The sequence below is a fragment of the Halomarina salina genome (assembly GCF_023074835.1).
In the GTDB taxonomy this organism is placed as follows: domain Archaea; phylum Halobacteriota; class Halobacteria; order Halobacteriales; family Haloarculaceae; genus Halomarina; species Halomarina salina.
Genome location: NZ_JALLGW010000001.1, coordinates 983481 through 1004582 on the forward strand (window position 1 = coordinate 983481; position 21102 = coordinate 1004582).

Below are 21102 nucleotides of genomic sequence, written 5' to 3' on the forward strand. Positions count from 1 at the left end.
ATGTTTACCCACGTTAACCCTGCACCAGTAACGAACGGGCGGTGTCGGGGCGAATATCGTCAAGCGACTGTCATTTACGCCGGTCTGTCCGTCTCTACGGGGTTTCCTGCCGGTGTTCACCAAGATTTATAACGAATGACCAAATTGTTAACCGACAGAGCTGGATGCGATAGTAAACATCTGTCCGGGAGTCGTCGGGTCGGGCCGCATCCAGCACAGGAGGTCATCAGACATGCCAGCAGACACCTACGTCGGCGCGATCGATCAGGGAACGACGGGCACGCGGTTCATGGTGTTCGACCACGGCGGGCAGGTCGTCGCCAACGCCTACGAGAAGCACGAACAGATCTACCCCGAACCCGGCTGGGTCGAGCACGACCCCGTCGAGATATGGGAGAACACGAAGACGGTCATCTCGCGGGCGCTTCGGGAGGGCGGTCTCGACCCCGACCAGCTAGAGGGCCTCGGCATCACGAACCAGCGCGAGACGACGCTCATCTGGGACGCCGAGTCCGGCGAGCCGATACACAACGCGCTGGTCTGGCAGGACCGCCGGACGACCGACCGCGTCGAGGAACTCCAGGACGCCGACAAGGTCGAGTGGATACGCGAGAAGACGGGGCTGGAGGCCGACGCGTACTTCTCGGCGACGAAAGCCGAGTGGCTGCTCGACAACGCCGACCCCATCAAACTCCAGCGGGCGCGACCCGCGGACGTCCGGGAACGGGCGGAGGCGGGCGAACTCCGCATGGGGACCATCGACACCTGGCTCATCCACAAGCTCACGGGCAACCACATCACGGACGTCACCAACGCCTCGCGGACGATGCTGTACAACATCCACGACATGGCGTGGGACGCCGAACTCCTGGAGGAGTTCGGGGTGCCCGAGAGCCTCCTGCCGGAGGTCAGACCGTCGAGCGACGACGACTACTACGGGACGACCGACCCCGACGGGTTCCTCGAATCGGCGGTCCCGGTCGCGGGCGCACTCGGCGACCAGCAGGCCGCGCTGTTCGGCCAGACCTGCTTCGACGAGGGCGACGCGAAGAACACCTACGGCACGGGGTCGTTCTTCCTGATGAACACCGGGTCGGAGGCCGTCTCCAGCGACCACGGCCTGCTGACGACCGTCGGCTTCCAGCGCTCGGGCGAACCCGTCCAGTACGCGCTGGAGGGTGCCATCTTCATCACCGGGGCGGCAATCGAGTGGCTGGAGGACGTCGACCTCATCGAGGACGCGGCCGAGACCGCCGAACTCGCGCGCTCGGTCGACTCGACCGACGGCGTCTACGTCGTCCCGGCGTTCACGGGTCTCGGCGCACCCCACTGGGACGGCCGTGCGCGCGGCACCATCGTCGGCATCACCCGCGGCACCCGGCGGGAGCACGTCGTCCGGGCGACGCTGGAGTCCATCGCCTACCAGACCCGCGACGTCGCGGAGGCGATGGAGGCCGACTCCGGCATCGAGATGAGTTCGCTCCGGGTCGACGGCGGCGCGGTCAAGAACAACTTCCTCTGCCAGTTGCAGTCCGACATCATCCGGACCGACATCGTCCGGCCGCAGGTCGACGAGACGACGGCGCTCGGCTCCGCGTACGCTGCGGGTCTCGCGGTCGGCTACTGGGAGACGGTCGACGAACTCCGGAACAACTGGCAGGTCGACCGCGAGTTCACGCCCGAGATGGCCGCCGACGACGCGGACGCGAAGTACGACCGCTGGGGCGACGCGGTCGAGCGCTCGCTCGACTGGGCGCGCGACGGTGGTGACTGACGATGGTCGTCGAACTCCAGATACTCGGTATCGAGAGTACGGAGTGGCTGATACTCATCATCGCCGCGTTCGGCGGCGGCGCGTTCGGCGCGGCGCTCGGCGCGCTCCCGGCGTTCTGCTTCACGGGGTTCATGGTCATCGCCGGGGAGGCGCTCAACGTCCTCCAGGAGTTCCTCGCGGAGACGGCGGGCCTCGACCCGGGGACGGCGACGGCCGGTATCACCGCCACGCTCGGGTTCGGACCGGTGTTCGGACCGCACATCTCGTTCGCCGGCGGCGTCGCCGCGGCGGCGTACGCCTCGAAACGGGGGTACATGGCCGAGGGGTTCGACTACCACCTCGCCAAGGACATCGCGCAGGCGCTGGGAACGAAGCCGGACGTCCTCGCCGTCGGCGGCCTGTTCGGTATCTTCGGCCTCGTCTGTCGGCAGGCGCTCGTCGCGTTCGCCGCACCCATCGACCAGATCGCCATCACGGTCGTCATCTCGGCGTTCCTCGCGCGCCTCGTGTTCGGCTACCCGCTCGTCGGGAAGGTCGGCGGGTCGGGCTACTTCGACATGACGCCGTTCGAGCAGGGCCAGACCCGGACGGTTTCCGACACCGACGGGCCGACCCCCGCCACCGACGGCGGAACGGCCGAGGAGGCCACCGAGCAGCGGATGGCGACCGAACCGTGGCTCCCGTTCCAGTACAAGTGGGCGAACGTGGCGATGATCGGTCTCGTCGCCGGAATCCTCGGCGCGTTCATCGCGTACGAGACCGGCAGCGCGTTCCTCGGGTTCGGCATCAGCGCCGCGACGCTGACGTTCCTCGCCCTCGGGACGGAGGTGCCGGTCACTCACCACATCACGCTCGTCGCCAGCACGGCGACGCTCTCGGTCCTCGCGTGGGGACCGATAGCTGCTATCGTCGTGGGGACGGCGTTCGGTATCGTCAGCGCGCTCTCGGGGGAGGTCCTGCAGCGCCTGTTCTACGCCCACGGCGACACGCACGTCGACCCGCCCGCGTTCGCCATCGCCGTCAACACGTTCGTCATCGCCGCCCTGGCGATGCTCGGCGTGTTCCCGGACTCGGCGTGGGTCACGACGCTGTGAGGCCCGTCACCGCCCGTCCGGCCGCGCCGCTGGTCCGGCGTCGTGACTGTAACGGGACGGATTTATTCACCGGCGCTCCGTACCGCCAGAGCGTACTGGACGGATGAGAGGTGGACGATGGACCTGAAAGCACGGATACGCCGCCGTCAGCGCTCCGGCGACGAGTCGCGCATCGTCCTGGAGTACGACGCCATCAGCCCCGTCGCGCACGTCGAAGAGCCGACGAACCGCGGCCCCGTCCTCGAACGGTTGCTCGACTACCTCGCGCCGGTGTTCGACGAGGCCCTCCCGCCGAACGCGTACGTCTGGGGACCGGCCGGGGCCGGGAAGTCGGCCGTCGTGACGGCACTGTTCGCACACCTGTCGCGACTGTTCGCCCGGTCGGGGTCGGTCATCCACACGACGACGCGCGCCCAGACCGGCCACGCGCCGAAGTTCGTCTACGTCGACGCGCGCCGGGCGGACTCGTCGTTCGGCCTCTACCACGCCGTCCTCGACGCCGTGCAGGACGACCCGGTCCCGAAGCAGGGAGTCGGCACCGACGTCCTGCGCTCGCGGCTGGTCGACTACCTCCGGCCCGCCCGCAGGAGCGCCGTCGTCGCGGTGGACCACATCGACGAACCGGGCGGCCTCGACCTGGCGACGGTCCGGGAGACGTTCGCCGTCGCGGACGACTCGCTGTCGTGGGTCACCGTGGGGCGGACGCCGCCGAGCGAGGTGCCCGACGGAGTGGCCCCGCCGGAGCACATCGAGGTGCCGGCGTACGAGGACCACGCGCTGGTGGACATCCTGACCACCCGCGTCTCGGAGGGGCTCGCACGGCAGGTAGTCGAACACGAGCAGATGCGTCGCCTCGCCTCGTGGGCGGAGGGCGACGCCCACGACGCCCTCTCGGGGCTGTTCGGCGCGGCCGACGTCGCCATGGCCAGCGACCACGACCGCATCTACGAGCGCGACCTCGAAGCCGGGATGGAGAGCGTGCCGCGCCCGTCGGTGGCGGTCGGTCGGGTGTTGACGCTGCCCGAGAACCGCCAGCGCGTCCTCCGTCGCCTCCTCGACCTCGACGACGAGTCGGTGCGGTCGGTGGGTGCCGCGACGGAGGCCATCGCCGCGTCGCCGGCGGTCGACCTCTCGGAGGCGACGGTCAAGCGGTTCCTCTACGAACTCGCCGAGGAGGGCATCGTCGAGCGCGTAGAGACCACCGAGCCGACCAACGGTGTCGGGCGACCGCCGAGTCGCATCGAACCGTTGTTCCCGACGCTGGTGTTCCGGCGACTGTACGACCGCCAGCACGACGGACAGGACTGACGCTGGCGGACGCCACCGACGCTCGCCGACCGCCCATCGCCGAGCCGTCGTCGCCGACCCTCCGCCGACTCCCGTTCCCCTCCCGCTCCGAGACCGTCAGATGCTGCCTCTACGGACCGACCACCAGGTGCGGACGGGTCGGGCAGAACCGTGTACGAAGGGAGTTCTGACAGTTTCGTTGCAGATACTGTCTCGATACTCTGTTCTTCATGAATGTACAGGTACGCTTTTCCGGTGGTTCGTCGTAGCGAGGGGCCAGGATACTCAATGGGGCACACGGAACACAGCACGGACGGAGCGGAGGACGAGGTCCGCCTGGGCCTCGTCGGCCTCGGGAACATCGGTCGTCACCACGCGACCCAGTTGCAGGCCGTCGCGGAGGAGATGGCGGTGGACCTCGTCGGCGGGATGGACATCGACGGGAGCGCCCGCGACAGCTTCGGGATGGAGTTCGGCGTGGCGACGTACGACGACCACGACCTCCTGTACGACGCCGTCGACGCCGTCGTCGTCACGACGCCCAACCGCTTCCACGAGGAGTACGTGGTCGACGCCCTCGACGCGGGACTCGACGTGCTGGTCGAGAAACCCCTCGCCCACGACCTGGCGAGCGCGGAGCGTATCGCCGCGGCCGCCCGCGACTCGGAGGGGTTCTGCATGGTCGGGTTCCACAACCGGTTCGCGGCCCCCGCTCGCGTCCTCCGCAACGCCATCGACGAGGGCCGGTTCGGCGACCTCTACCACGTCGAGGCGAACTACGTTCGGCGACGCGGCATCCCCGGCAAGGGGTCGTGGTTCACCGACCACGAGGTGGCCGGCGGCGGCGCGCTGGTCGACATCGGCACCCACGCCATCGACTTCGCGCTGTACATGCTCGACTACCCGGAGGTCGTCGAGGTGTCGGGCGTCACTCGCGACGCGTTCGGGAGCGACCCGGACTACACCTACCTCGACCAGTGGGGCGACTCGGGTGAAGGCGTCGTCGATGTCGAGGACTCGGCGACGGCGATGCTGCGCTGTGCGGACGGCCGGACCGTCTCGCTGGAGGTGGCGTGGGCCGCGAACCGCCCCGAGAACAGCGAGATCGTCGTCCGGGGGAGCGACGCGGGCGCGTCGTTCGACCACGAGACCGGCGACCTGACGATGTACGAGACGAGCGACCACGGGGCCGCCCACTTCGCCGATACGACCGTCGAGACCCGCGACGACCCGGCCCACCGCGCGGAGCAGCGCCGGTTCGTCGAGGCCGTCCGCACTGGCGGCCCCGCGCCCGTCAGCGTCGAGGACGGCCTCACCGTCCAGCGCGTCATCGACGCCATCTACCGCTCTTCCGAGACGGGCCGTGCCGTTCGGCTCGACGGGGCGGTCGAGCAGGTGTCCTCCGCCCAGCCCAGTCCGACGGACTGAGCGATGGTCGACTGCTCTGGCCCTCCGGGCACCGGGTGACGGTTCCGGCGGACCGAGAACTAAATCACCGGGGGTCGATGAGGACCCATGGACATCGGTGTACTCACCGTCCCACTCGGTGACGAATCGCTCGACGACGCGCTGGCGTACCTCGCCGACCTCGGCGTCGACGCGGTCGAACTGGGCTGTGGCGGCTTCCCCGGCGACGACCACCTCCCGCGCGAACAGTACCTCGACGACGAGGACGCGCAGGCCGACCTGCGCGCGACGCTCGACGACCACGACCTGCGCGTCTCGGCGCTCGCGACGCACAACAACCCGCTCCACCCCGGCGAACAGGGCGAGGAGGCCGACACGGAACTCCGGGAGGCCATCCGCCTCGCCGACCAGCTCGACGTGGACACCGTCACCGGGTTCTCGGGTCTGCCCGCCGGCGGCCCCGACGACTCGGTGCCGAACTGGATTACGGCCCCGTGGCCGACCGAACACGCCGACGCCCACGACTACCAGTGGGAGGTGGCGACCGACTACTGGTCGGACCTCGCGACCCACGCCGACGACCACGGCGTGAACGTCGGCATCGAGATGCACCCGAACATGCTCGTCTACGAACCGACCGGGATGGCCCGCCTGCGGGAGGCGACGAACGACCGCATCGGTTCGAACTTCGACCCCTCGCACCTCTACTGGCAGGGCATCGACGTCACGGAGGCCGTCCGGTTCCTCGACGACGCCATCCACCACGTCCACGCCAAGGACACGAAGGTGTACGAGTCCCAGAGCCGCGTCAAGGGGGTCCTCGACACGACGGACTACACCGAGGAGGCCGACCGCTCGTGGCTGTTCCGCTCCGTGGGCTACGGCCACGGCGAGGGCCACTGGAAGGACCTCGTCTCGACGCTCCGGATGGTCGGCTACGACGGCGCGCTCTCCATCGAGCACGAGGACTCGCTGACGAGTTCCCGCGAGGGTCTGGAGAAGGCCGTCGAACTGCTGGAGCGTGCGGTGTTCGAGACGCAACCGGGCGACGCCTACTGGGCCGAGTAACGATGTCGGGTGACACTTCCGAGCCGCTCCGCATCGGCTTCCTCGGCTACCGCTTCATGGGCAAGGCGCACGCCAACGCGCTGGCGCGCCTGCCGATGTTCTTCCCCGACGCGCCGGACACCGAACGGTCGGTGCTCGTCGGGCGCGACGAGTCGGCGCTGGCCGACGCCGCAGAGCGCCTCGGCTTCGAGCGGACGGCGACCGACTGGCGGGACGTCGTCGACGACGTGGACGTGTTCTACAACCTCGGGCCGAACCACCTCCACGTCGAACCCACCGTCGCGGCGCTGGAGGCGGGGACGAACGTGCTCTGTGAGAAACCGCTCGCGCCGACGCTCGACGGGGCGCAGGAGATGGCCGACGCCGCCAGCGAGAGCGACGCGCTGGCCGCCTGTGCGTTCAACTACCGGTTCGTCCCGGCCATCCAGTACGCGCGACGACTCATCGACGCGGGCGAGGTGGGCGACGTCCGGCAGGTTCGCGGCAGCTACATGCAGGACTGGCTGGTCGACGACGACGCCGCCTGGTCGTGGCGCAACGACGAGGAGATGGCCGGGTCGGGTGCGCTCGGCGACCTCGGCGCGCACACCGTCGACCTCGCACGGTTCCTCGTCGGCGAGCGGACGGGTGAGGCAGAGCGTCTCTCGGGGCACTGCCAGACGTTCACCGAGGAGCGCCCCGTGGAGGGCGAAGAGGGCGAGACGCGACCCGTCACCGTCGACGACGCGTACAGCGCGCAGGTCGAGTACGAGTCGGGGGCGATGGGCACCTTCGAGGCGTCGCGCGTCGCGCCGGGGCACAAGAACGACCACAGCATCACCGTCCACGGCACCGAGGGCAGCCTCCGGTTCTCGCTCGAACGCCTCAACGAACTGGAGGTGATGACCGGCGACGCGCGGGGCTACGAGACGGTGCTGGTCACCGACGAGGACGACCCGTACGTCGACCACTGGTGGCCGCCGGGTCACGTCGTCGGGTGGGAGCACACGTTCGTCCACGAGAACTACGAGTTCCTCTCTGCCGTCGCGGAGGGCGAGGCGTCGGAGACGCCTCGAGACGGAGGCGGCGAAGCCGCCGGAGCGGGCGGCGACTACCACCCGAACTTCCAGGACGCGCTGGCGGTCCAGCGAGTGCTCGACGGCGTCCAGCGCAGCGACGACGCTGGTGAGTGGGTATCCGTGGACTGAGCAGGAGAGAACGGGGAACCGGGACGAACGGGAACCGCACCTGACGGTGTTCGACCTGACTGTTCAGAGCACGATGCTCTTCGTCGTCGTGAACGCCTCGATGCTGTAGCCGATGCCCTCGCGGCCGATACCGGAGTCCTTCACGCCGCCGAACGGGATGTCGCCGAGACCGTGGGAGGGCGCGCCGTTGAGACGGACCGCGCCCGCCTCGATGCGGTCCGCGAGGCGCATCGCGCGGTCGTGGTCGGCGGTGAAGACGGCCGCGTCGAGGCCCAGGTCGCCGCCGTTGGCGATGCCGAGCGCCTCCTCCTCGTCGGCGAAGCGCGTGACGACCGCGACGGGGCCGAACTGCTCCTCGTGGACGATGCGCGCGTCGTGGGGCACGTCCGCGAGCAGGGTCGGCTCGAACGTCTTGCCGTCGCGCTCGCCGCCGCGGACGAGCGTCGCGCCCTTCTCGACGGCGTCGTCGACGAGTTCTGCCACCCAGTCGGCCTGGTCGTCGCTGATGAGCGGGCCGATGGCGGTGTCCTCGTCGAACAGGTCGCCGGGCTGCCAGTCGTCCATCTGGGCCTCGATGCGGTCGACCATCTCGTCGTGGACGTCCTCGTGGGCGAGGACGCGCGAGACGGCCGAGCAGCGCTGCCCGGCGTACTTGAACGACCCCTTCGCGCAGTCTGCGGCCGCGGCGTCGAGGTCCGCGTCGGGGAACACCATCGCGGGGGCGTTGCCACCCAGTTCCATGTGGAGCGCGACCATGCCCGACTCGCGGGCGACGTGCTTCCCGGCGTTCGACGAGCCGGTCATGGCGACGGCGTCGATGCGGTCGTCGCCAGCGAGGACGTCGCCGATGTCGCCGCTGGTCCCTGCGACGAAGTTGAACCCGCCGTCGGGGAGGCCGACCTCCGAGACGACCTCCGCGAGGATGGCCCCGCTGACGGGCGTCTTCGTCGCGGGCTTGAGGACGACGCTGTTGCCCGCCGCGAGCGCCGGGGCGACCTGCAGCGCGGTCGTCATCAGCGGGTAGTTGTAGGGGGCCACGCAGAGGACCGTCCCGACCGGCTGTGGCTTGACGATGGCCTGCCAGCCCTCGTGGCCATCGGTCGTCCCCTCGACGAACTCGCCCTGCTGGTTGCGCGCCTCCTCCGCCGCGCGGCGGAAGCGCTCGGCCGCCGAGTCGACCTCGCCGCGCGCGCTGGAGATGGGTTTGCCGGCCTCGCGGACGATGACCTCGGCGAGTTCGTCCTTCCGTGCCTGGAGGCCGTCCGCGATGGCCTCCAGCCACTCGACGCGCTCGACGATGGTCGTCTCGCGCATCTCGCGCTCGGCGCGGTGTGCGGCCTCGGCGGCGGCCCGCGCCTGGTCGGCCGTCGCGCTGGCGACCTCGGCGAACACGCCGCCGTCGGCGAGGTCCTCGACCTCGATGGTGCCGTTCGAGGGCTCCCACCGACCGCCGATGAGGTTCGACTTCCCGTGATGTGCGGTTCCCACTGCCATGTCATCACCTTGGCACCCACCACTCAAGAATTTTACTCACAACCGAATTAATATTGATGGAGCGGGTGAACGTGCCGTGTGGATGAACGTCGCGGCGCCACGGTCTCGCTGGTATCGGGGTCGACGTGGTGAGAGGAACGGGACGTCCCTGCCGACTGTCAGTGGTCGTCCCGGAAGGCTCGCGCCGCCTCGGCGTCGGACAGGGCGGTCACCGCGCCGTCCGCGACCGGTCGTCTCTCTTACCGACTCGCCTGCTCCAGTTGCTCGACGACCGCCTCGCAGAACGCGTCGAGGTCGTCGGGGTTCCGGCTGGTGACGAGGTGACCGTCGACGACGACCTCCTCGTCGACCCACTCGGCCCCCGCGTTGCGGAGGTCGGTCTCGATGCTGTGGAACGAGGTGACCGTCCGGCCGTCGAGCACGTCGGCCTCGGCGAGCAGCCACGGGCCGTGGCAGATGACGCCGGTCGGCCTGTCGCTCTCGACGAACTGCCGGACGAACTCGACGGCTTCCTCGTTACCACGCAGGTCGTCAGCTCCGACGGAGCCACCGGGGACGACGAGACCGTCGTAGTCGTCGGCCGACACCTCCGAGAACGTCTTCTCGACCTCGTAGCTCCCGCCCGGTTCGAGGTCGTTGTTGACCGTCTGTACCTCGCCGGCCTCCACGCCGACGACCTCGACCGTCGCACCCGCGTCGGTCAGTGCGTCTCGCGGTTCGGTGAACTCCGGCTCCTCGGTCCCGCGCGGGGCGAGGAGAATCGCGACCGTCGTGTCACTCAGGGATTGGCTCATCGTCAGAACCGAGGGCGGGAACGTGGTTAGTCCGTGAGCCTGCCTCTGCAACGGCCGGTCGCCGGTGACGAAGGGGGCCTCGATGCGAGGCTCCGACGGCGGTCAGGTCCGTTGAGTCCGACGCTGGTCTGCCCACCGGGACGAGACTGCGACGAGTGACGCATGCGGTACGGTTTTGTGACGTACACGGCTACCTCGGGACCATGAGGAGCTTTCGAGCCGTTCTGTCCTTCCGCTCCCGTCGTCCCCGGTCAGTTCGCCCTCCCGCCGTATCGGGGCGTCACGACGAACCGGGCGACCGCAGCGACCGCCCCGACCGCCCCACTACCGTCCGCTCGACGGGCCCGACGGATTCGACTCGACCGACTCTCCGACCCGCACCACGTGACCGATGGTAGACCCCGTCATCGTCGCCGCGCGACTCGGTCTGGCGCTGGTGCTCGTCGTCCTGAACGGCTTCTTCGTCGCCGCTGAGTTCGCGTTCGTCCGCCTGCGCTCGACGTCGGTCGACACCCTCGTCTCGGAGGGGCGGCGCTCCGCACCGCTCGTGAAGGAGGCGACGGACAACCTCAACGACTACCTCGCGGTCTGTCAGCTCGGCATCACCATCGCGTCGCTCGGGCTCGGGTGGGTCGGCGAACCCGCCATCGCGGCCGTCCTCGAACCGGCGCTGTCGGCGTACCTCCCTGAGTCCGGCATCCACACGGTGTCGGTGGCTATCGGCTTCGGCGTCATCACGTTCCTCCACGTCGTCTACGGCGAACTCGCTCCGAAGACGCTCGCTATCCAGGAGGCCGAACGCATCGCCCTGCTCGTCGCGCCGCTGATGAAGGTGTTCTACTACCTCTTCCTGCCCGCGATGGTCGTCTTCAACGGGACCGCGAACCTCTCGACGCGACTCGTCGGCGTCGAACCCGCCGCCGAGACCGACGAGTCACACACCGAAGAGGAGATTCTCGCCATCCTCACCGAGTCCGGGGCCGCCGGGGAGGTCGACACCGAGGAGGTGCTGATGATCCGCGGCGTGTTCGACCTCGACGACACGCCGGTCCGCGAGATAATGCGCCCCCGGCCCGACGTGATGAGCGTCCCGGCGGACACGCCGCTCCCCGAACTCCGGTCGCGGGTCGTCGACGCCGACTTCACCCGCTTCCCGGTCGTCGAGGAGGACGGCGAGCAGGTGGTCGGCTTCATCGACGTGAAGGACATCCTGCGCATCGGCGAGTCGTTCGGCGGCGACGACGAGACCGTCACCGCCCGCGACCTCGCCCGCGAGATACTCGTCGTCCCCGAGACGCTCTACGTGGACGAACTGCTCGAAGAGTTCCAGACCGAACAGCGTCAGATGGCCGCCATCATCGACGAGTGGGGGACGTTCGAGGGTCTCGTCACCGTCGAGGACGTGGTCGAGGAGATCGTCGGCGACATCCGCGACCAGTTCGACGTCCGCTCGCCCGAACCGGCCATCGAGCGACTCGACGACGGCGGCTACGCCATCGACGGCGGCGTCACGCTCACCGAGGTCAACGAGACGCTCGACGTCGCGTTCGAGAGCGACGCGTTCGAGACCGTCGGCGGCCTCGTCCTCGACCGACTCGGCCGTGCCCCCGACCCCGACGACAGCGTCGAGATCGACGGCTACCGGATTCGCGTCACCGAGGTCGACGGCGCACGCATCGTGAAGGTCGTCGTCCACCCCGTCTGACGCCTCGGCTCTGTCTGTCACGCGTCGCTCGTAGACCGTGTCCAGTGGTATCGAAGCCGAGTTTCCGAGCGCCTGGTGGCGAGCGATAGCGTCGTCTGGGCTACACTATCATAATCGTTAGGGACAAACATTGATTCACGGTGGGCGCGGTTTTGTGCTTACGGTTGTGACCCTGTTGGAACAACCGATATCGGAGCGGACGACAGCGACAGCTATGGACGACCTATCTAGCCCAGTGACACGGAGAAGCGTGGTGAAGGGTATCGGTGGCCTCGCGGCGCTATCGATGTCCAACGCCACGTTTGCAGAGGCACAGACCGCGATGAACGCACCGCTCGAGAGCGACCCCCACACGGCGGACACCTACCGGGCCATCGTCGACGCCATCGTCCCTCGGACGCCCGAACTGGAGGACGAACTCGGTCCGGAGCACGTCCCCGGCGGTGTCGACGTCGGCTTGGAGAAGTTCCTCATCTGGGACTTCGACCACTTCCAGGAGATTCGCGCGGAGATGGTGACCGAGAAAGACGACCTCGCGGCCGCGAAGATGCCTCGCTCGATGTTCGAGGTGACGCTCGACACCGGGGGTCTCGGTTCGACGCTCGACGCCGTCACCGACCTCGCGGACCTCAGCCTGCTCGACCTGGTCGACCTCGGACTCGACACGGACGCGCTGGAGGAGGTGCTCACGTTCGGTCCGGTCGAGCGCTACGAGGTCGGCTTCGACTCGCTCGGCGACTCGGGACCGGCCGAGTTCGACCTCGTCGTCGAGACGGCGACCGAGACGACCCACCGCGTGCTCCAGAACTACCCGTACGCGGCGGCGTTCACGCTCGTCTTCGACGTCGTGGCCGCGGAGTTCGTCGTCCGGGGGAACAACGAGGACCCCGTCTCGGCGAACGAGCAGTTCCCCGGCGGCGGCACGTTCACCAGACTCTCCCGCGAGGACCGCCTGCGCTGTCTCTGGTCCATCGTCGACGGCGGGCTCATCGACGACCTCGACGAACTGCTCTCGCCGTTCGTCCCGGACCTCGGCATCCTGAAGTACGTCGTCATGGCCGTCAACGGTCTCCACGGCTTCGGCTACTACACCGAGTGGAGCGGCTACGGGTCGACGAAGACCGACACGCCGAACGAACGCGACCTCCAGACCGGCGCTGGCGAGGTCCAGAGCCGCCAGCAGAGCGGCTACCCCGGCCCGGCGGACGGCTACGCCGCCAACTGGCGACACGCGGTCCCCGGCGGGTTCGCCGACCCGTCGGCCGACGAACTGGACCTCCCCGACGACCTGACCGGCGACGACGTCATCGACGGCCTCGGAGGTGGTCGCTGATGCGGGACCCGGACGTCGTCGTCGTCGGCGCCGGTGCGGACGGTCCGGCCGCCGCCTCGCGCCTCGCCCGCGAGCACGGACTGGACGTGCTCGTCCTCGAAGGCGGGCCGTGGCACGGCAACCAGGAGTGGCCCGAACCGCACGCCGACGCGGGCGGCACCGTCAGCACGGACCCCGACGACCTCGACGGGTCGCTACTCGACGAGCAGTTCACCCACCGCGAGGCCGACGCGAACGACCCGACGTGGGGCTACCTCCGCGTCGGGCCGGCCGACCACTCGCGCGCGCCGTGGTTCCGCAACCTCCACCAGAACGCGTTCATCTGGCAGGTCGGGGCCGTCGGCGGCACCACGTTGCACTACTTCTCCAACCACCCACGGGCGTACCCGTACGCCATCGACGAGCAGCCACACTGGCCCATCTCCTACGAGGACCTCGTCCCGTACTTCCAGCTCAACGAGGAGGTGACGTCGACCCAGCAGGCCCCGATGACCGCCAAGGAGGAGGTGTTCATCGAGGGAGCGACGAACGCGGGCTACGACCGCATCGACACGAAGAACGTCGTCTCGACCGGCTGGCGGCCGCAGGCGAACGCCGTCTCGGTTCCTGGGGAGGAGACGTCGACCGGCGAACCGCTCGACGCCGACTACGACGGGTCGTTCAGCTACGACGACGGGTTCCGCGGCGACACGCTCGTCGGTGACCACTTCCAGGGCTCCTCGACGCCCGTCGACGCGCCCGTCCGCGAGAAGGCGCGCAAGTCGAGCAACATCTCCTGGGTGCCGCGGGCGCTCGACACCAACACCGAGTCCGACTCGGGGAACGTCGCAATCCGTCCGAACGCCTTCGTCACGGACATCACGACCGAGGAGGGCGCGGGCACGCTGGAGGCGACGGGCGTCACGTTCCGCGACTCGTGGTCCGGGCAGTCCCAGACCGTCTCCGCGGACACCGTCGTCCTCGCCGGCGGGTGCATCGAGACGCCGCGACTCTGGCTCAACGCCGGCCTCCCCGACGACGGCTGGGTGGGCAAGGGGCTGACGACCCACTGGTTCGACTGGGTCGTCGGCGTCTACGACGACGAGACGGTGGCGAACATCAACCCCGAGGTCGAGCACATGGACCCGTACGTCGGGCAGAACTCGGCCGTCCGCTTCGACAAACCCGGCGTCGGCGGGATGGAGGACATCGGGATGTCGCCCGGACTCGTCTCCTACGCGGACTACCTGTTCACCGAGGCGGGCTACAGCTTCGACACGCCCGTCGACCCCGACGAACCGTGGGACACCCGCGGCTACGTCGTCGGGAAGGAGCTGAAACGCCGGATGTCGAACTACCGGCAGACGAAGGCGCTGCTCATCCTCACCGACGACCTGCCCCGGCAGGACAACGGCGTCTCGCTCGACAACACCTTCAGCGACGAGCACGGTCCCGTGCCGAAGGTGAAGTGGGAGGCCCACCCCGACGACGACGCGAAGCGTGACGAACTCGCCCGCATCGCCGCCCGCATCCACCGCGAGGCCGGGGCGGCGCACGTCCACCGCTGCGAGTGGCCGCCGCTCCTGTTGCACATGCAGTCGTCGATGCGGATGGGGAAGGTGCTCGACGCGAGCGCCGAGGCGAAGAACGTCTCGCGCCTGTTCGTCGCCGACCACTCCGCGCTGGCGAACGGCCTCGGCGGCCCGAACCCGACGAACACCGGGCAGGCGCTCGCGCTCCGGACCGCCGACGAGATCGCGGCCCGCTACTTCTGAGCGGTAGGGAATCGGGGAGTCCGTCAGGCCCCCGAGAGGGCCGCGGTCGACGGCTCCTCCACTAGAGTCGCTGGCCGGCGTAGCCACCCAGCGCACCCAGGCCGACCACGACCAGCACACCGAACAGGGTGCTCCCGAGGACGATGCTCGCGAGCACCAGTGCCCCGCCGAGTTCGAGTGCCCCGGTCGTCCCGACGACGATACCGACCGTGACGAACGCGAGGACGGACACGAACGGCAGACTCGCCAGCAGGCCCGAGAGCCCGCCCGCGGTCAGGCCGCCGGACTGCTCCCCGCCCGCGAGGTAGCCCGACACCGCCCCACCGAGGACCGGGGAGAACGGGACGAATCCGAACACGACGGTCGCCAGGGCACCGACGACGGCGTTCGTCCCGACGCTTCGGGTCGCGACGACGGTGTCCGCGAGCCGTCGCTCTTCGCGCCGCCTGTAGACGACGTAGCCGACGGCCGCGACGACGAGCGCGAGGCCCGTGACGAGGAGGCCGACGCCGGTCCACCAGAGGACGGCGTACGTGGCGTCGACGAGTTGCGGCCCGCTCAGTACGTCGGACCGTATCGCACCCTCCGCGACGAGGGTGGCGATACGGTCGACGTCCGCGAGCAGCAGCAGCGCACTCCCGCCGAGACCGGACACGAGGCCCGAGAGGCCGACGACGGCGGCGACCAGCCAGTCGACGTACCTCGGGAGCCGGGGCTGACGGCCAGCAGTGGCGCTGCTCCGACCGACCGATTCAGTGGTTGTCTGTGAGGTTCCCATAGCGACTAGTCGTAGGATGCCTGCGAGCATCCCGTCGACGACGGTTCTCACCGGGCGGGAATCGGTTCCGGACGAACACTCGCTGGTCGGGTTCAGCTCATCACCCGTGACGGCTATCTCACGCCCGGTCGCGGCAGATTCGCGGTGGGGTATATAAACCACCCCGGATATCGGTGGTGTAGCTTGGTCGTCGTCGCGCCACCACGATAGTGTATGAGCCAGTCGATGATGGCCCCCGTCGCCGCCCGCCCCTGCGAACAGTCCGACGTGTCGCTCGACACCGAAAGCGTCCTCGACGCGCTCGACGACGCGAACGCCCGATGCATCCTCCAGGCGACGAGCGACGAGGCGCTCTCGGCGACCGAACTCTCCGAGGAGTGCGACATCCCGCTCTCGACCACGTACCGGAAGGTCGAGACGCTCGCCGAGGTCGGTCTGCTCGACGAGCGCATCCGGATCCGCCGGTCGGGGAAACACACCAGCGAGTACCGCTGTCAGGTCGACAACCTCGTCGTCTCGGTGAGCGCGTCCGAGGGCGTCGACGTGCGCGTCGCGCGACAAGAAGAGCGCGTCGCGGTGGCCGCAGTCGGGGGGCGCTGACGCGATGGCCGCCTCGATTTCGGGAGCCAAACCCTCAAGACGAGCGTGAGCGAAGCAGTCGGTATGGACGAGTACGTGTTCACCTGCCCGGAGTGTGGACAACGCATCGAACTGAACGGTCCGATGCGCGACGCGACGCTGACCAACGGCTGTCCGGTCTGTGGCGCGACGGTGGACGCGGACCACTTCGCCTGCGGCTGACTCTCGGCCCGGTCTCGCTACACGGTCCACGAAGAGACGCCCCGCTCCGGGGCCGCACCGCTCACTCGTCCGCGTCCCGGTCTATCTCCGTTCTCCGTCCGCTCAGTTCCTCTGGCTCGAGGGTGTACAGCTGGATGTCGAGGTCGCGCTTCGAGCGCCCCCAAATCTCGAACAGCGGTCGTTTCGCCTCGCCGTACTGCTCGATGTGCTCGACCGTCAGCTCCTCCACGGCGACGTCCTCCAGGGCACCGACGGCGACGACGCTCCGGTAGGTGTCGCCACCGTCGGCCTCCTCGTAGACGACGAGGCGCGAGCGTGGCGAGGAGCCCAGGAACTGCCGCTTCTCGCTCTCGGGCGTCGACACCAGCCGCATGTAGAACGCTCGTTCGGCGGCGTCGTAGCCGTAGGAGATCGGAATCGCGTACGGCGTGCCGTCGTCGGCGAGCGAGAGCACGCCGGTCTCGTGACGGCCGAGGAACGCGTCGATCTCCGACTCCGTCATCTCGGTCTCCTGTGCGAGCGTCATTCCTACTCGACCGATGAGACGGTCCGCATAAACCGTTTCTCCTCCGCCGGTTCCCCGTTCCCCGACGCCGACCGTCCCGCCACGGTCCGCTACGGCCCGCTACGAGTCGGTCTCCAGCACGTCGTCGAGGAGCTTCCGCTGTGCGGTGACGAGGTGTTCGGTGAACGTCGACTGGGAGATGCCGAGTTCGTCGGCGAGTTCGGTCGCGTTCGCCCGTTTCGGGCGTTCGAAGTAGCCCCGCTCGTAGGCCGTCCGCAGCACCTCGTGCTGGCGGTCCGTCAGCTTCCCCCGGTTGACGAACAACCGTTCCTCGCGGGTCCCCTCCAGCGGTGGCTGGAGGAGCCGCTGCACGTCGACGCCGGTGAAGCGCTCCCGGAACTCGCCCATCACGGTCTGGAGCTGCTGGAAGTCCTCGGCGTGGAACACGAGCGTCAGGTCGCCGTCCTCGGCGACGTAGCGGTGGACGGGGCAGCCGAACTGCCCGAGACACTCGCAGGGGCAGTCGACGTCCCCGTCGTGGGTCGTGCGATAGAGCGTCGCGGTTCCGTAGGAGAAGACGGGGTCGGCGAGGTCGGTCAGTTCCTCGTTCTCGTCTGCTCCGACGCCGTCCGGGTCGGACTCCCCCGCGTCGTCGCCGTCCGGTACCATGAACTCGGTGACGCTCCCTGTGTCGCCGAGCGAGACGCTCGTGGCGGTCTGGTCGACGACCCTCCCGGTGACCGCGGAGACCCGCGCGATGGGACAGCCCTCGGGAGCGGCGAACCGCACCGTCGCACGAATCCCTGGTGCCATCGTCTCGGCGGGAGTTCGGACGGGGGCGTATTGATGGTGTGGGTCGCGACGGGATGGCGGGTCGCGACGGGCTGACTCGCCGGGATGTGAGCGAGGGAACGAGCGGTCGCGAGACCCCTGTTCCCGACGAACGAGAATGATGCCCGGAGTGTATCTCTCGTCGCCAACGCCGCCGGCGCACAGCTCGCCGCTGACCGTCTCACCGAGATGGCCATCCTCGTCGCCGTCGCCGTCGTCCTCTCGGCGGCCGACTACGTGTGGCGGTCGGCGCTGCTCCGGCGGCTACTCCCCTGACGCTACTCTCTCGCCCGTTCTGTTCCGGACCGTCGTCGGCCGCCAGACGCAGTCCTCGGTTCGCGGTGGTCATCGGCGGAACTCCCATCGGCTGAGAACGACCCGCCGTCACTTATCCGCTGACGTCGTACCGACTGGTATGAACACCGAGGCACGGTTCCAGTTCGTCTGTCCCGACTGTGAGGTGACGGTCGCGGTCGACACCGCGAAGCGAACGGCCCTGCTCGCGGTCGGTTGCGTCCGCTGTGGCGCACCGGTCGACGACGGCGCGTTCGCCACTGCCTGAGCAGGGTCGGAACCCTCCACGTTCCGCCTGTGCCGCCTCAATGACCCTGTTCTGGTCGCCTCTCTACGTCACCGTCGTTCTCACGCGCCGGGAGTCGGCCGGCCGCTTGATGATTCTATATAGCGTACACTGGTGTATGAGCGCCCACGCCGGTCACGGACTCGACGCACGACAGCCCACCGCAACCGGCGGGGAACGGCGGTTTCCGGCGTACGGTCCCGTCGACGCCGTCCTCGGCTACGTGCTGTTCTACGTCGTCGTGACCCGGGCGACGCCGACCGCGACTGCGGTCCTCGCGGACGTCCTCGACGTCTCGCGCTCGCTCGTCGGTCTGGGACTGGCGCTGTTCCTCTGGTTCGTCCTCCTGATGACGGCCATCGAGCAGGTGCGACGGCAACTCGGAGCGCTCGGCGTCGGGGTGTACTCGAACCCTGGCCGCTGGAAGTGGGCGCTCCCCGCCGAACCACGGGCGCTGGTGTTCCTGGTGGTGGCGCTCCTCGGGGGCGTCGTCGCGGCGTGGACGTTCGAGAGCGCCGTCGAGACGGCCGTCGCGCTGATACCCGTCGTCGCACGTCCCGACGTCGCTGCGTTCGACGTCGACGCGGCACTCGTGATGGCCGTGTTCTTCGTGGCGTTCGGCCTCGCTTCCGCCGCGCTCGACCGACTGGTCGTCGACGGCGCCAGGACGATGCTGGCGGAGTAGTCCCCGAACGAACAGCCACGCTTTTCGTCGTGGGGGACGCGCGTCGTGGTATGTCGATGCGTGGCTCTCGAGGCGGCGACGGTGACGCTCCGCGACTCCCGCCGGCGGTGCCCGTCGACGTCCCGCACCTGTCCCGACTGAGCTGGGAACTGGGAACGCGGGTCGTCGAAGACGAGGAAGCCGTACTCCACAGCGAGTGGGAACGCGACGACGCCATCTGGGCGCTGTCGGTCGTCGAGGTGACGAGTGCGACGGTCGTCCTGCGCGTCAGGTCGCCGCTCGAGAAGGAGCAGTTCTACGGCGCCGCGCAGATGGACCTGGAGTCCGTCCTCCCCGAACTCGAGGAGGCGACCGACTGGCGACGGGTGACGTGACCTCGGCCGACAGTCCGGGTCGGCGGGTCCAGCGTCGACGGGTCGAAGCAATCGACGCGTCGGGTGCGTCTCGCCGCTCAGGCACTACGACCGACCAGCGACGCGTAGCGGTCGTTCCACGGAGCGCGTGAGCCACAGCTATCACGCCGCTACTCCAACGACCACACGTGAACCTGGCCGTCGAGGCGACGGCGACCGTCGACGCACCGGACGACGCGACCATCGACTGGGAGTACGACCGCGCGGTCGACGCGGTCGAGGACCTCGGCTGGGACCCCGACGGTGCGGTCCCCATCACCCTCGACGGCATCGGCGACGGGACGCTCGTCGTCGTCCCGCCGGGCGAGTACGCCTACGACGGCGCGAACTGGACGACCGGCAGCGCCGAGCGCGTCGGTCTCCGGGGACTCGGCGACACTCGGGAGGACGTCGTCATCCGCTCCGTCTCCGGCACCGCCGGCGAGTTCCTGCTGAACGTCGGCGGCGGTCGCTGCCACGAACTCTCGAACCTCACTCTCGACTGGACCGACCGCCGGGACACCGCCGGGGCCGCGTTCCGTCTCGCGCCGACGACCGGTCTCGTCGTCCGCGACGTCGAGTGGGTCGGCTACACGCCGCCCGGCAGGGAACCGGACACCGGGTCGACGGCCATCCCCGACGACGCGGCGCGTGTCGACCAGTTCAAACTGTACACCCAGGTGAAGAGCGAGGACGGTATCGGCGTCGTCGAGCGGGTGGACGTGACCGGACCGTCGCACATCGACGGCCACGGCGGCGGGAAGGGCATCTGCATCCACAACGAGCACCACGCGGGGACCGTCGTCTACGCCGACTGCGAGTGGCGCAACGTCAACGGCGACGCGCCCGTCTACTCCTCGGGGCACGGTCGGGTCGTCGCGAACCGCGTCACGGCCGTCAACTGCGCGATGGCGGGCCTCCGGATGGGGGGGACGAGCGTCTGCCGGGACTGTCACGTCCGTATCGACCACGACGAACAGCACCCCGACAACACCGGCGCGTTCGAGGCCGCCAACGGCATCTTCTACGCCGGGCAGGCCGGCGACCACCACGGCGGGCGCATCGAGAACTGCACCGTCGAGGTCCTGTCGAACCGGACCGTCGGGCAGGCGCTCCGGTTCACCAGTACGGGACTCGACGTCACCGTCGCCGACACGGACATCACGGTCCGTGACACGGCCGCCGTCTACGCGCTCGACCCGAGCGAGGGGTACGACGCGACGTTCGACCCGCAACCGCCCTACGGGCTCGCGTTCGAGGGGGTCACGGTCGAACACGGCGGTGGGCTGGGACCGTTCGACGGCGTCGTCGACCTCCGCGGTCGCCCCGAATCGTCCGTTGCCGTCGAGATGCACGCCCCCGAGGCCGACGTGGGCGTCTCGCTCCGGAACTCACCCGACTCCAGGGTCACGGGCAGCATCGACGTGGCTGGCGAGCGGGTCTGCCAGGAGAACTCACCCCGCTGCACCGTCTCGCTCGACGGGGAGAGCCGGGGGGGACCCGACGAAACCGATGTCGACGTCGAGCGCGGACCGAGCGGGGCGCGAGGTGACGAGACGAAGTCGAACGCCGGGGCGCTTCGGGACCTGCTCGACTCGCTGCTCGGTCGGTAGTCGCGACGCTGGAACCCCCC

General features: G+C 69.1%; 20 protein-coding genes. 15 read left to right on the forward strand and 5 right to left on the reverse strand.

What is annotated here, in order from left to right; all coding sequences use genetic code 11:
- Positions 1–232: 232 nt before the first annotated feature.
- From glpK to MX571_RS05030, 6 genes are all read left to right on the forward strand, one after another.
- Entirely contained in the window at positions 233–1774 is a 1542-nt protein-coding gene (gene glpK, locus MX571_RS05005; protein ID WP_247414486.1) for a glycerol kinase GlpK, read from the forward strand.
- A 2-nt stretch (positions 1775–1776) separates the two neighbouring features.
- Positions 1777–2868, forward strand: coding sequence for a DUF7973 family transport facilitator (locus MX571_RS05010; protein WP_247414487.1), 1092 nt, complete (start codon positions 1777–1779; stop codon positions 2866–2868).
- A 117-nt stretch (positions 2869–2985) separates the two neighbouring features.
- Positions 2986–4176 carry a Cdc6/Cdc18 family protein gene (locus MX571_RS05015; RefSeq protein ID WP_247414488.1) on the forward strand — a complete coding sequence of 397 codons (1191 nt, stop codon included), beginning with the start codon at positions 2986–2988 and terminating at the stop codon, positions 4174–4176.
- A 267-nt stretch (positions 4177–4443) separates the two neighbouring features.
- Positions 4444–5583: a Gfo/Idh/MocA family protein gene (locus MX571_RS05020; protein WP_247414489.1), complete on the forward strand. Its 1140-nt coding sequence runs from the start codon at positions 4444–4446 to the stop codon at positions 5581–5583.
- Between the two features lie 87 nt (positions 5584–5670).
- A complete protein-coding gene (locus MX571_RS05025; protein ID WP_247414490.1) occupies positions 5671–6630 on the forward strand; it encodes a sugar phosphate isomerase/epimerase family protein in 960 nt (319 codons plus the stop codon).
- Between the two features lie 2 nt (positions 6631–6632).
- Positions 6633–7817: a Gfo/Idh/MocA family protein gene (locus MX571_RS05030; RefSeq protein WP_247414491.1), complete on the forward strand. Its 1185-nt coding sequence runs from the start codon at positions 6633–6635 to the stop codon at positions 7815–7817.
- A 63-nt stretch (positions 7818–7880) separates the two neighbouring features.
- Here the strand turns inward: MX571_RS05030 and MX571_RS05035 are convergent, their stop codons facing one another.
- Together MX571_RS05035 and MX571_RS05040 are read right to left on the reverse strand one after the other, a co-directional pair.
- Complete coding sequence (locus tag MX571_RS05035) at positions 7881–9311, reverse strand: aldehyde dehydrogenase family protein (protein WP_247414492.1); 1431 nt, start codon at positions 9309–9311, stop codon at positions 7881–7883.
- A 239-nt stretch (positions 9312–9550) separates the two neighbouring features.
- Positions 9551–10105, reverse strand: a complete 555-nt coding sequence (locus MX571_RS05040; RefSeq protein WP_247414493.1) for a DJ-1/PfpI/YhbO family deglycase/protease — start codon at positions 10103–10105, stop codon at positions 9551–9553.
- A 391-nt stretch (positions 10106–10496) separates the two neighbouring features.
- Here MX571_RS05040 and MX571_RS05045 point away from each other — a divergent pair, with 391 nt between their 5' ends.
- The 3 genes from MX571_RS05045 to MX571_RS05055 all read left to right on the forward strand — a co-directional run bounded on the left by MX571_RS05045 (position 10497) and on the right by MX571_RS05055 (position 14897).
- Positions 10497–11810, forward strand: a complete 1314-nt coding sequence (locus MX571_RS05045; protein WP_247414494.1) for a hemolysin family protein — start codon at positions 10497–10499, stop codon at positions 11808–11810.
- 253 nt (positions 11811–12063) lie between these two features.
- Positions 12064–13143 (forward strand): hypothetical protein, encoded by a 1080-nt coding sequence (locus MX571_RS05050; RefSeq protein WP_247414495.1) that lies wholly within the window; start codon positions 12064–12066, stop codon positions 13141–13143.
- Positions 13143–14897: a GMC family oxidoreductase N-terminal domain-containing protein gene (locus MX571_RS05055; protein ID WP_247414496.1), complete on the forward strand. Its 1755-nt coding sequence runs from the start codon at positions 13143–13145 to the stop codon at positions 14895–14897. The genes MX571_RS05050 and MX571_RS05055 overlap by 1 nt, the downstream gene beginning before the upstream one ends.
- A gap of 61 nt (positions 14898–14958) precedes the next feature.
- Here the strand turns inward: MX571_RS05055 and MX571_RS05060 are convergent, their stop codons facing one another.
- Positions 14959–15675 carry a DUF5518 domain-containing protein gene (locus MX571_RS05060; RefSeq protein ID WP_247414497.1) on the reverse strand — a complete coding sequence of 239 codons (717 nt, stop codon included), beginning with the start codon at positions 15673–15675 and terminating at the stop codon, positions 14959–14961.
- A 213-nt stretch (positions 15676–15888) separates the two neighbouring features.
- On the opposite strand from MX571_RS05060, the gene MX571_RS05065 reads away from it, so the two are divergent.
- Both MX571_RS05065 and MX571_RS05070 read left to right on the forward strand, forming a co-directional pair.
- Positions 15889–16275, forward strand: a complete 387-nt coding sequence (locus MX571_RS05065; RefSeq protein WP_247414498.1) for a winged helix-turn-helix domain-containing protein — start codon at positions 15889–15891, stop codon at positions 16273–16275.
- Between the two features lie 63 nt (positions 16276–16338).
- Positions 16339–16476, forward strand: coding sequence for a DUF7560 family zinc ribbon protein (locus tag MX571_RS05070; protein ID WP_247414499.1), 138 nt, complete (start codon positions 16339–16341; stop codon positions 16474–16476).
- A 61-nt stretch (positions 16477–16537) separates the two neighbouring features.
- Here MX571_RS05070 and MX571_RS05075 read toward each other — a convergent pair whose 3' ends face one another.
- Both MX571_RS05075 and MX571_RS05080 read right to left on the reverse strand, forming a co-directional pair.
- Positions 16538–17002 (reverse strand): pyridoxamine 5'-phosphate oxidase family protein, encoded by a 465-nt coding sequence (locus MX571_RS05075; protein WP_247414500.1) that lies wholly within the window; start codon positions 17000–17002, stop codon positions 16538–16540.
- 99 nt (positions 17003–17101) lie between these two features.
- Positions 17102–17794, reverse strand: a complete 693-nt coding sequence (locus MX571_RS05080) for a helix-turn-helix domain-containing protein (RefSeq protein ID WP_247414501.1) — start codon at positions 17792–17794, stop codon at positions 17102–17104.
- Positions 17795–18227: 433 nt separating this feature from the next.
- On the opposite strand from MX571_RS05080, the gene MX571_RS05085 reads away from it, so the two are divergent.
- From MX571_RS05085 to MX571_RS05100, 4 genes are all read left to right on the forward strand, one after another.
- Positions 18228–18374, forward strand: coding sequence for a DUF7560 family zinc ribbon protein (locus tag MX571_RS05085; protein WP_247414502.1), 147 nt, complete (start codon positions 18228–18230; stop codon positions 18372–18374).
- 136 nt (positions 18375–18510) lie between these two features.
- Positions 18511–19077: a hypothetical protein gene (locus tag MX571_RS05090; protein ID WP_247414503.1), complete on the forward strand. Its 567-nt coding sequence runs from the start codon at positions 18511–18513 to the stop codon at positions 19075–19077.
- Between the two features lie 56 nt (positions 19078–19133).
- Entirely contained in the window at positions 19134–19451 is a 318-nt protein-coding gene (locus tag MX571_RS05095; protein ID WP_247414504.1) for a hypothetical protein, read from the forward strand.
- Between the two features lie 167 nt (positions 19452–19618).
- Complete coding sequence (locus MX571_RS05100; protein WP_247414505.1) at positions 19619–21082, forward strand: hypothetical protein; 1464 nt, start codon at positions 19619–19621, stop codon at positions 21080–21082.
- Positions 21083–21102 lie beyond the last annotated feature (20 nt).

Coding starts and splice junctions, on each gene's coding strand:
- glpK (WP_247414486.1), top strand. CDS start 233: ATGCCAGCAGACACCTACGTCGGCGCGATCGATCAGGGAACGACGGGC.
- MX571_RS05010 (WP_247414487.1), top strand. CDS start 1,777: ATGGTCGTCGAACTCCAGATACTCGGTATCGAGAGTACGGAGTGGCTG.
- MX571_RS05015 (WP_247414488.1), top strand. CDS start 2,986: ATGGACCTGAAAGCACGGATACGCCGCCGTCAGCGCTCCGGCGACGAG.
- MX571_RS05020 (WP_247414489.1), top strand. CDS start 4,444: ATGGGGCACACGGAACACAGCACGGACGGAGCGGAGGACGAGGTCCGC.
- MX571_RS05025 (WP_247414490.1), top strand. CDS start 5,671: ATGGACATCGGTGTACTCACCGTCCCACTCGGTGACGAATCGCTCGAC.
- MX571_RS05030 (WP_247414491.1), top strand. CDS start 6,633: ATGTCGGGTGACACTTCCGAGCCGCTCCGCATCGGCTTCCTCGGCTAC.
- MX571_RS05035 (WP_247414492.1), bottom strand. CDS start 9,311: ATGGCAGTGGGAACCGCACATCACGGGAAGTCGAACCTCATCGGCGGT.
- MX571_RS05040 (WP_247414493.1), bottom strand. CDS start 10,105: ATGAGCCAATCCCTGAGTGACACGACGGTCGCGATTCTCCTCGCCCCG.
- MX571_RS05045 (WP_247414494.1), top strand. CDS start 10,497: ATGGTAGACCCCGTCATCGTCGCCGCGCGACTCGGTCTGGCGCTGGTG.
- MX571_RS05055 (WP_247414496.1), top strand. CDS start 13,143: ATGCGGGACCCGGACGTCGTCGTCGTCGGCGCCGGTGCGGACGGTCCG.
- MX571_RS05060 (WP_247414497.1), bottom strand. CDS start 15,675: ATGGGAACCTCACAGACAACCACTGAATCGGTCGGTCGGAGCAGCGCC.
- MX571_RS05065 (WP_247414498.1), top strand. CDS start 15,889: ATGAGCCAGTCGATGATGGCCCCCGTCGCCGCCCGCCCCTGCGAACAG.
- MX571_RS05070 (WP_247414499.1), top strand. CDS start 16,339: ATGGACGAGTACGTGTTCACCTGCCCGGAGTGTGGACAACGCATCGAA.
- MX571_RS05075 (WP_247414500.1), bottom strand. CDS start 17,002: ATGACGCTCGCACAGGAGACCGAGATGACGGAGTCGGAGATCGACGCG.
- MX571_RS05080 (WP_247414501.1), bottom strand. CDS start 17,794: ATGGCACCAGGGATTCGTGCGACGGTGCGGTTCGCCGCTCCCGAGGGC.
- MX571_RS05085 (WP_247414502.1), top strand. CDS start 18,228: ATGAACACCGAGGCACGGTTCCAGTTCGTCTGTCCCGACTGTGAGGTG.
- MX571_RS05090 (WP_247414503.1), top strand. CDS start 18,511: ATGAGCGCCCACGCCGGTCACGGACTCGACGCACGACAGCCCACCGCA.
- MX571_RS05095 (WP_247414504.1), top strand. CDS start 19,134: ATGCGTGGCTCTCGAGGCGGCGACGGTGACGCTCCGCGACTCCCGCCG.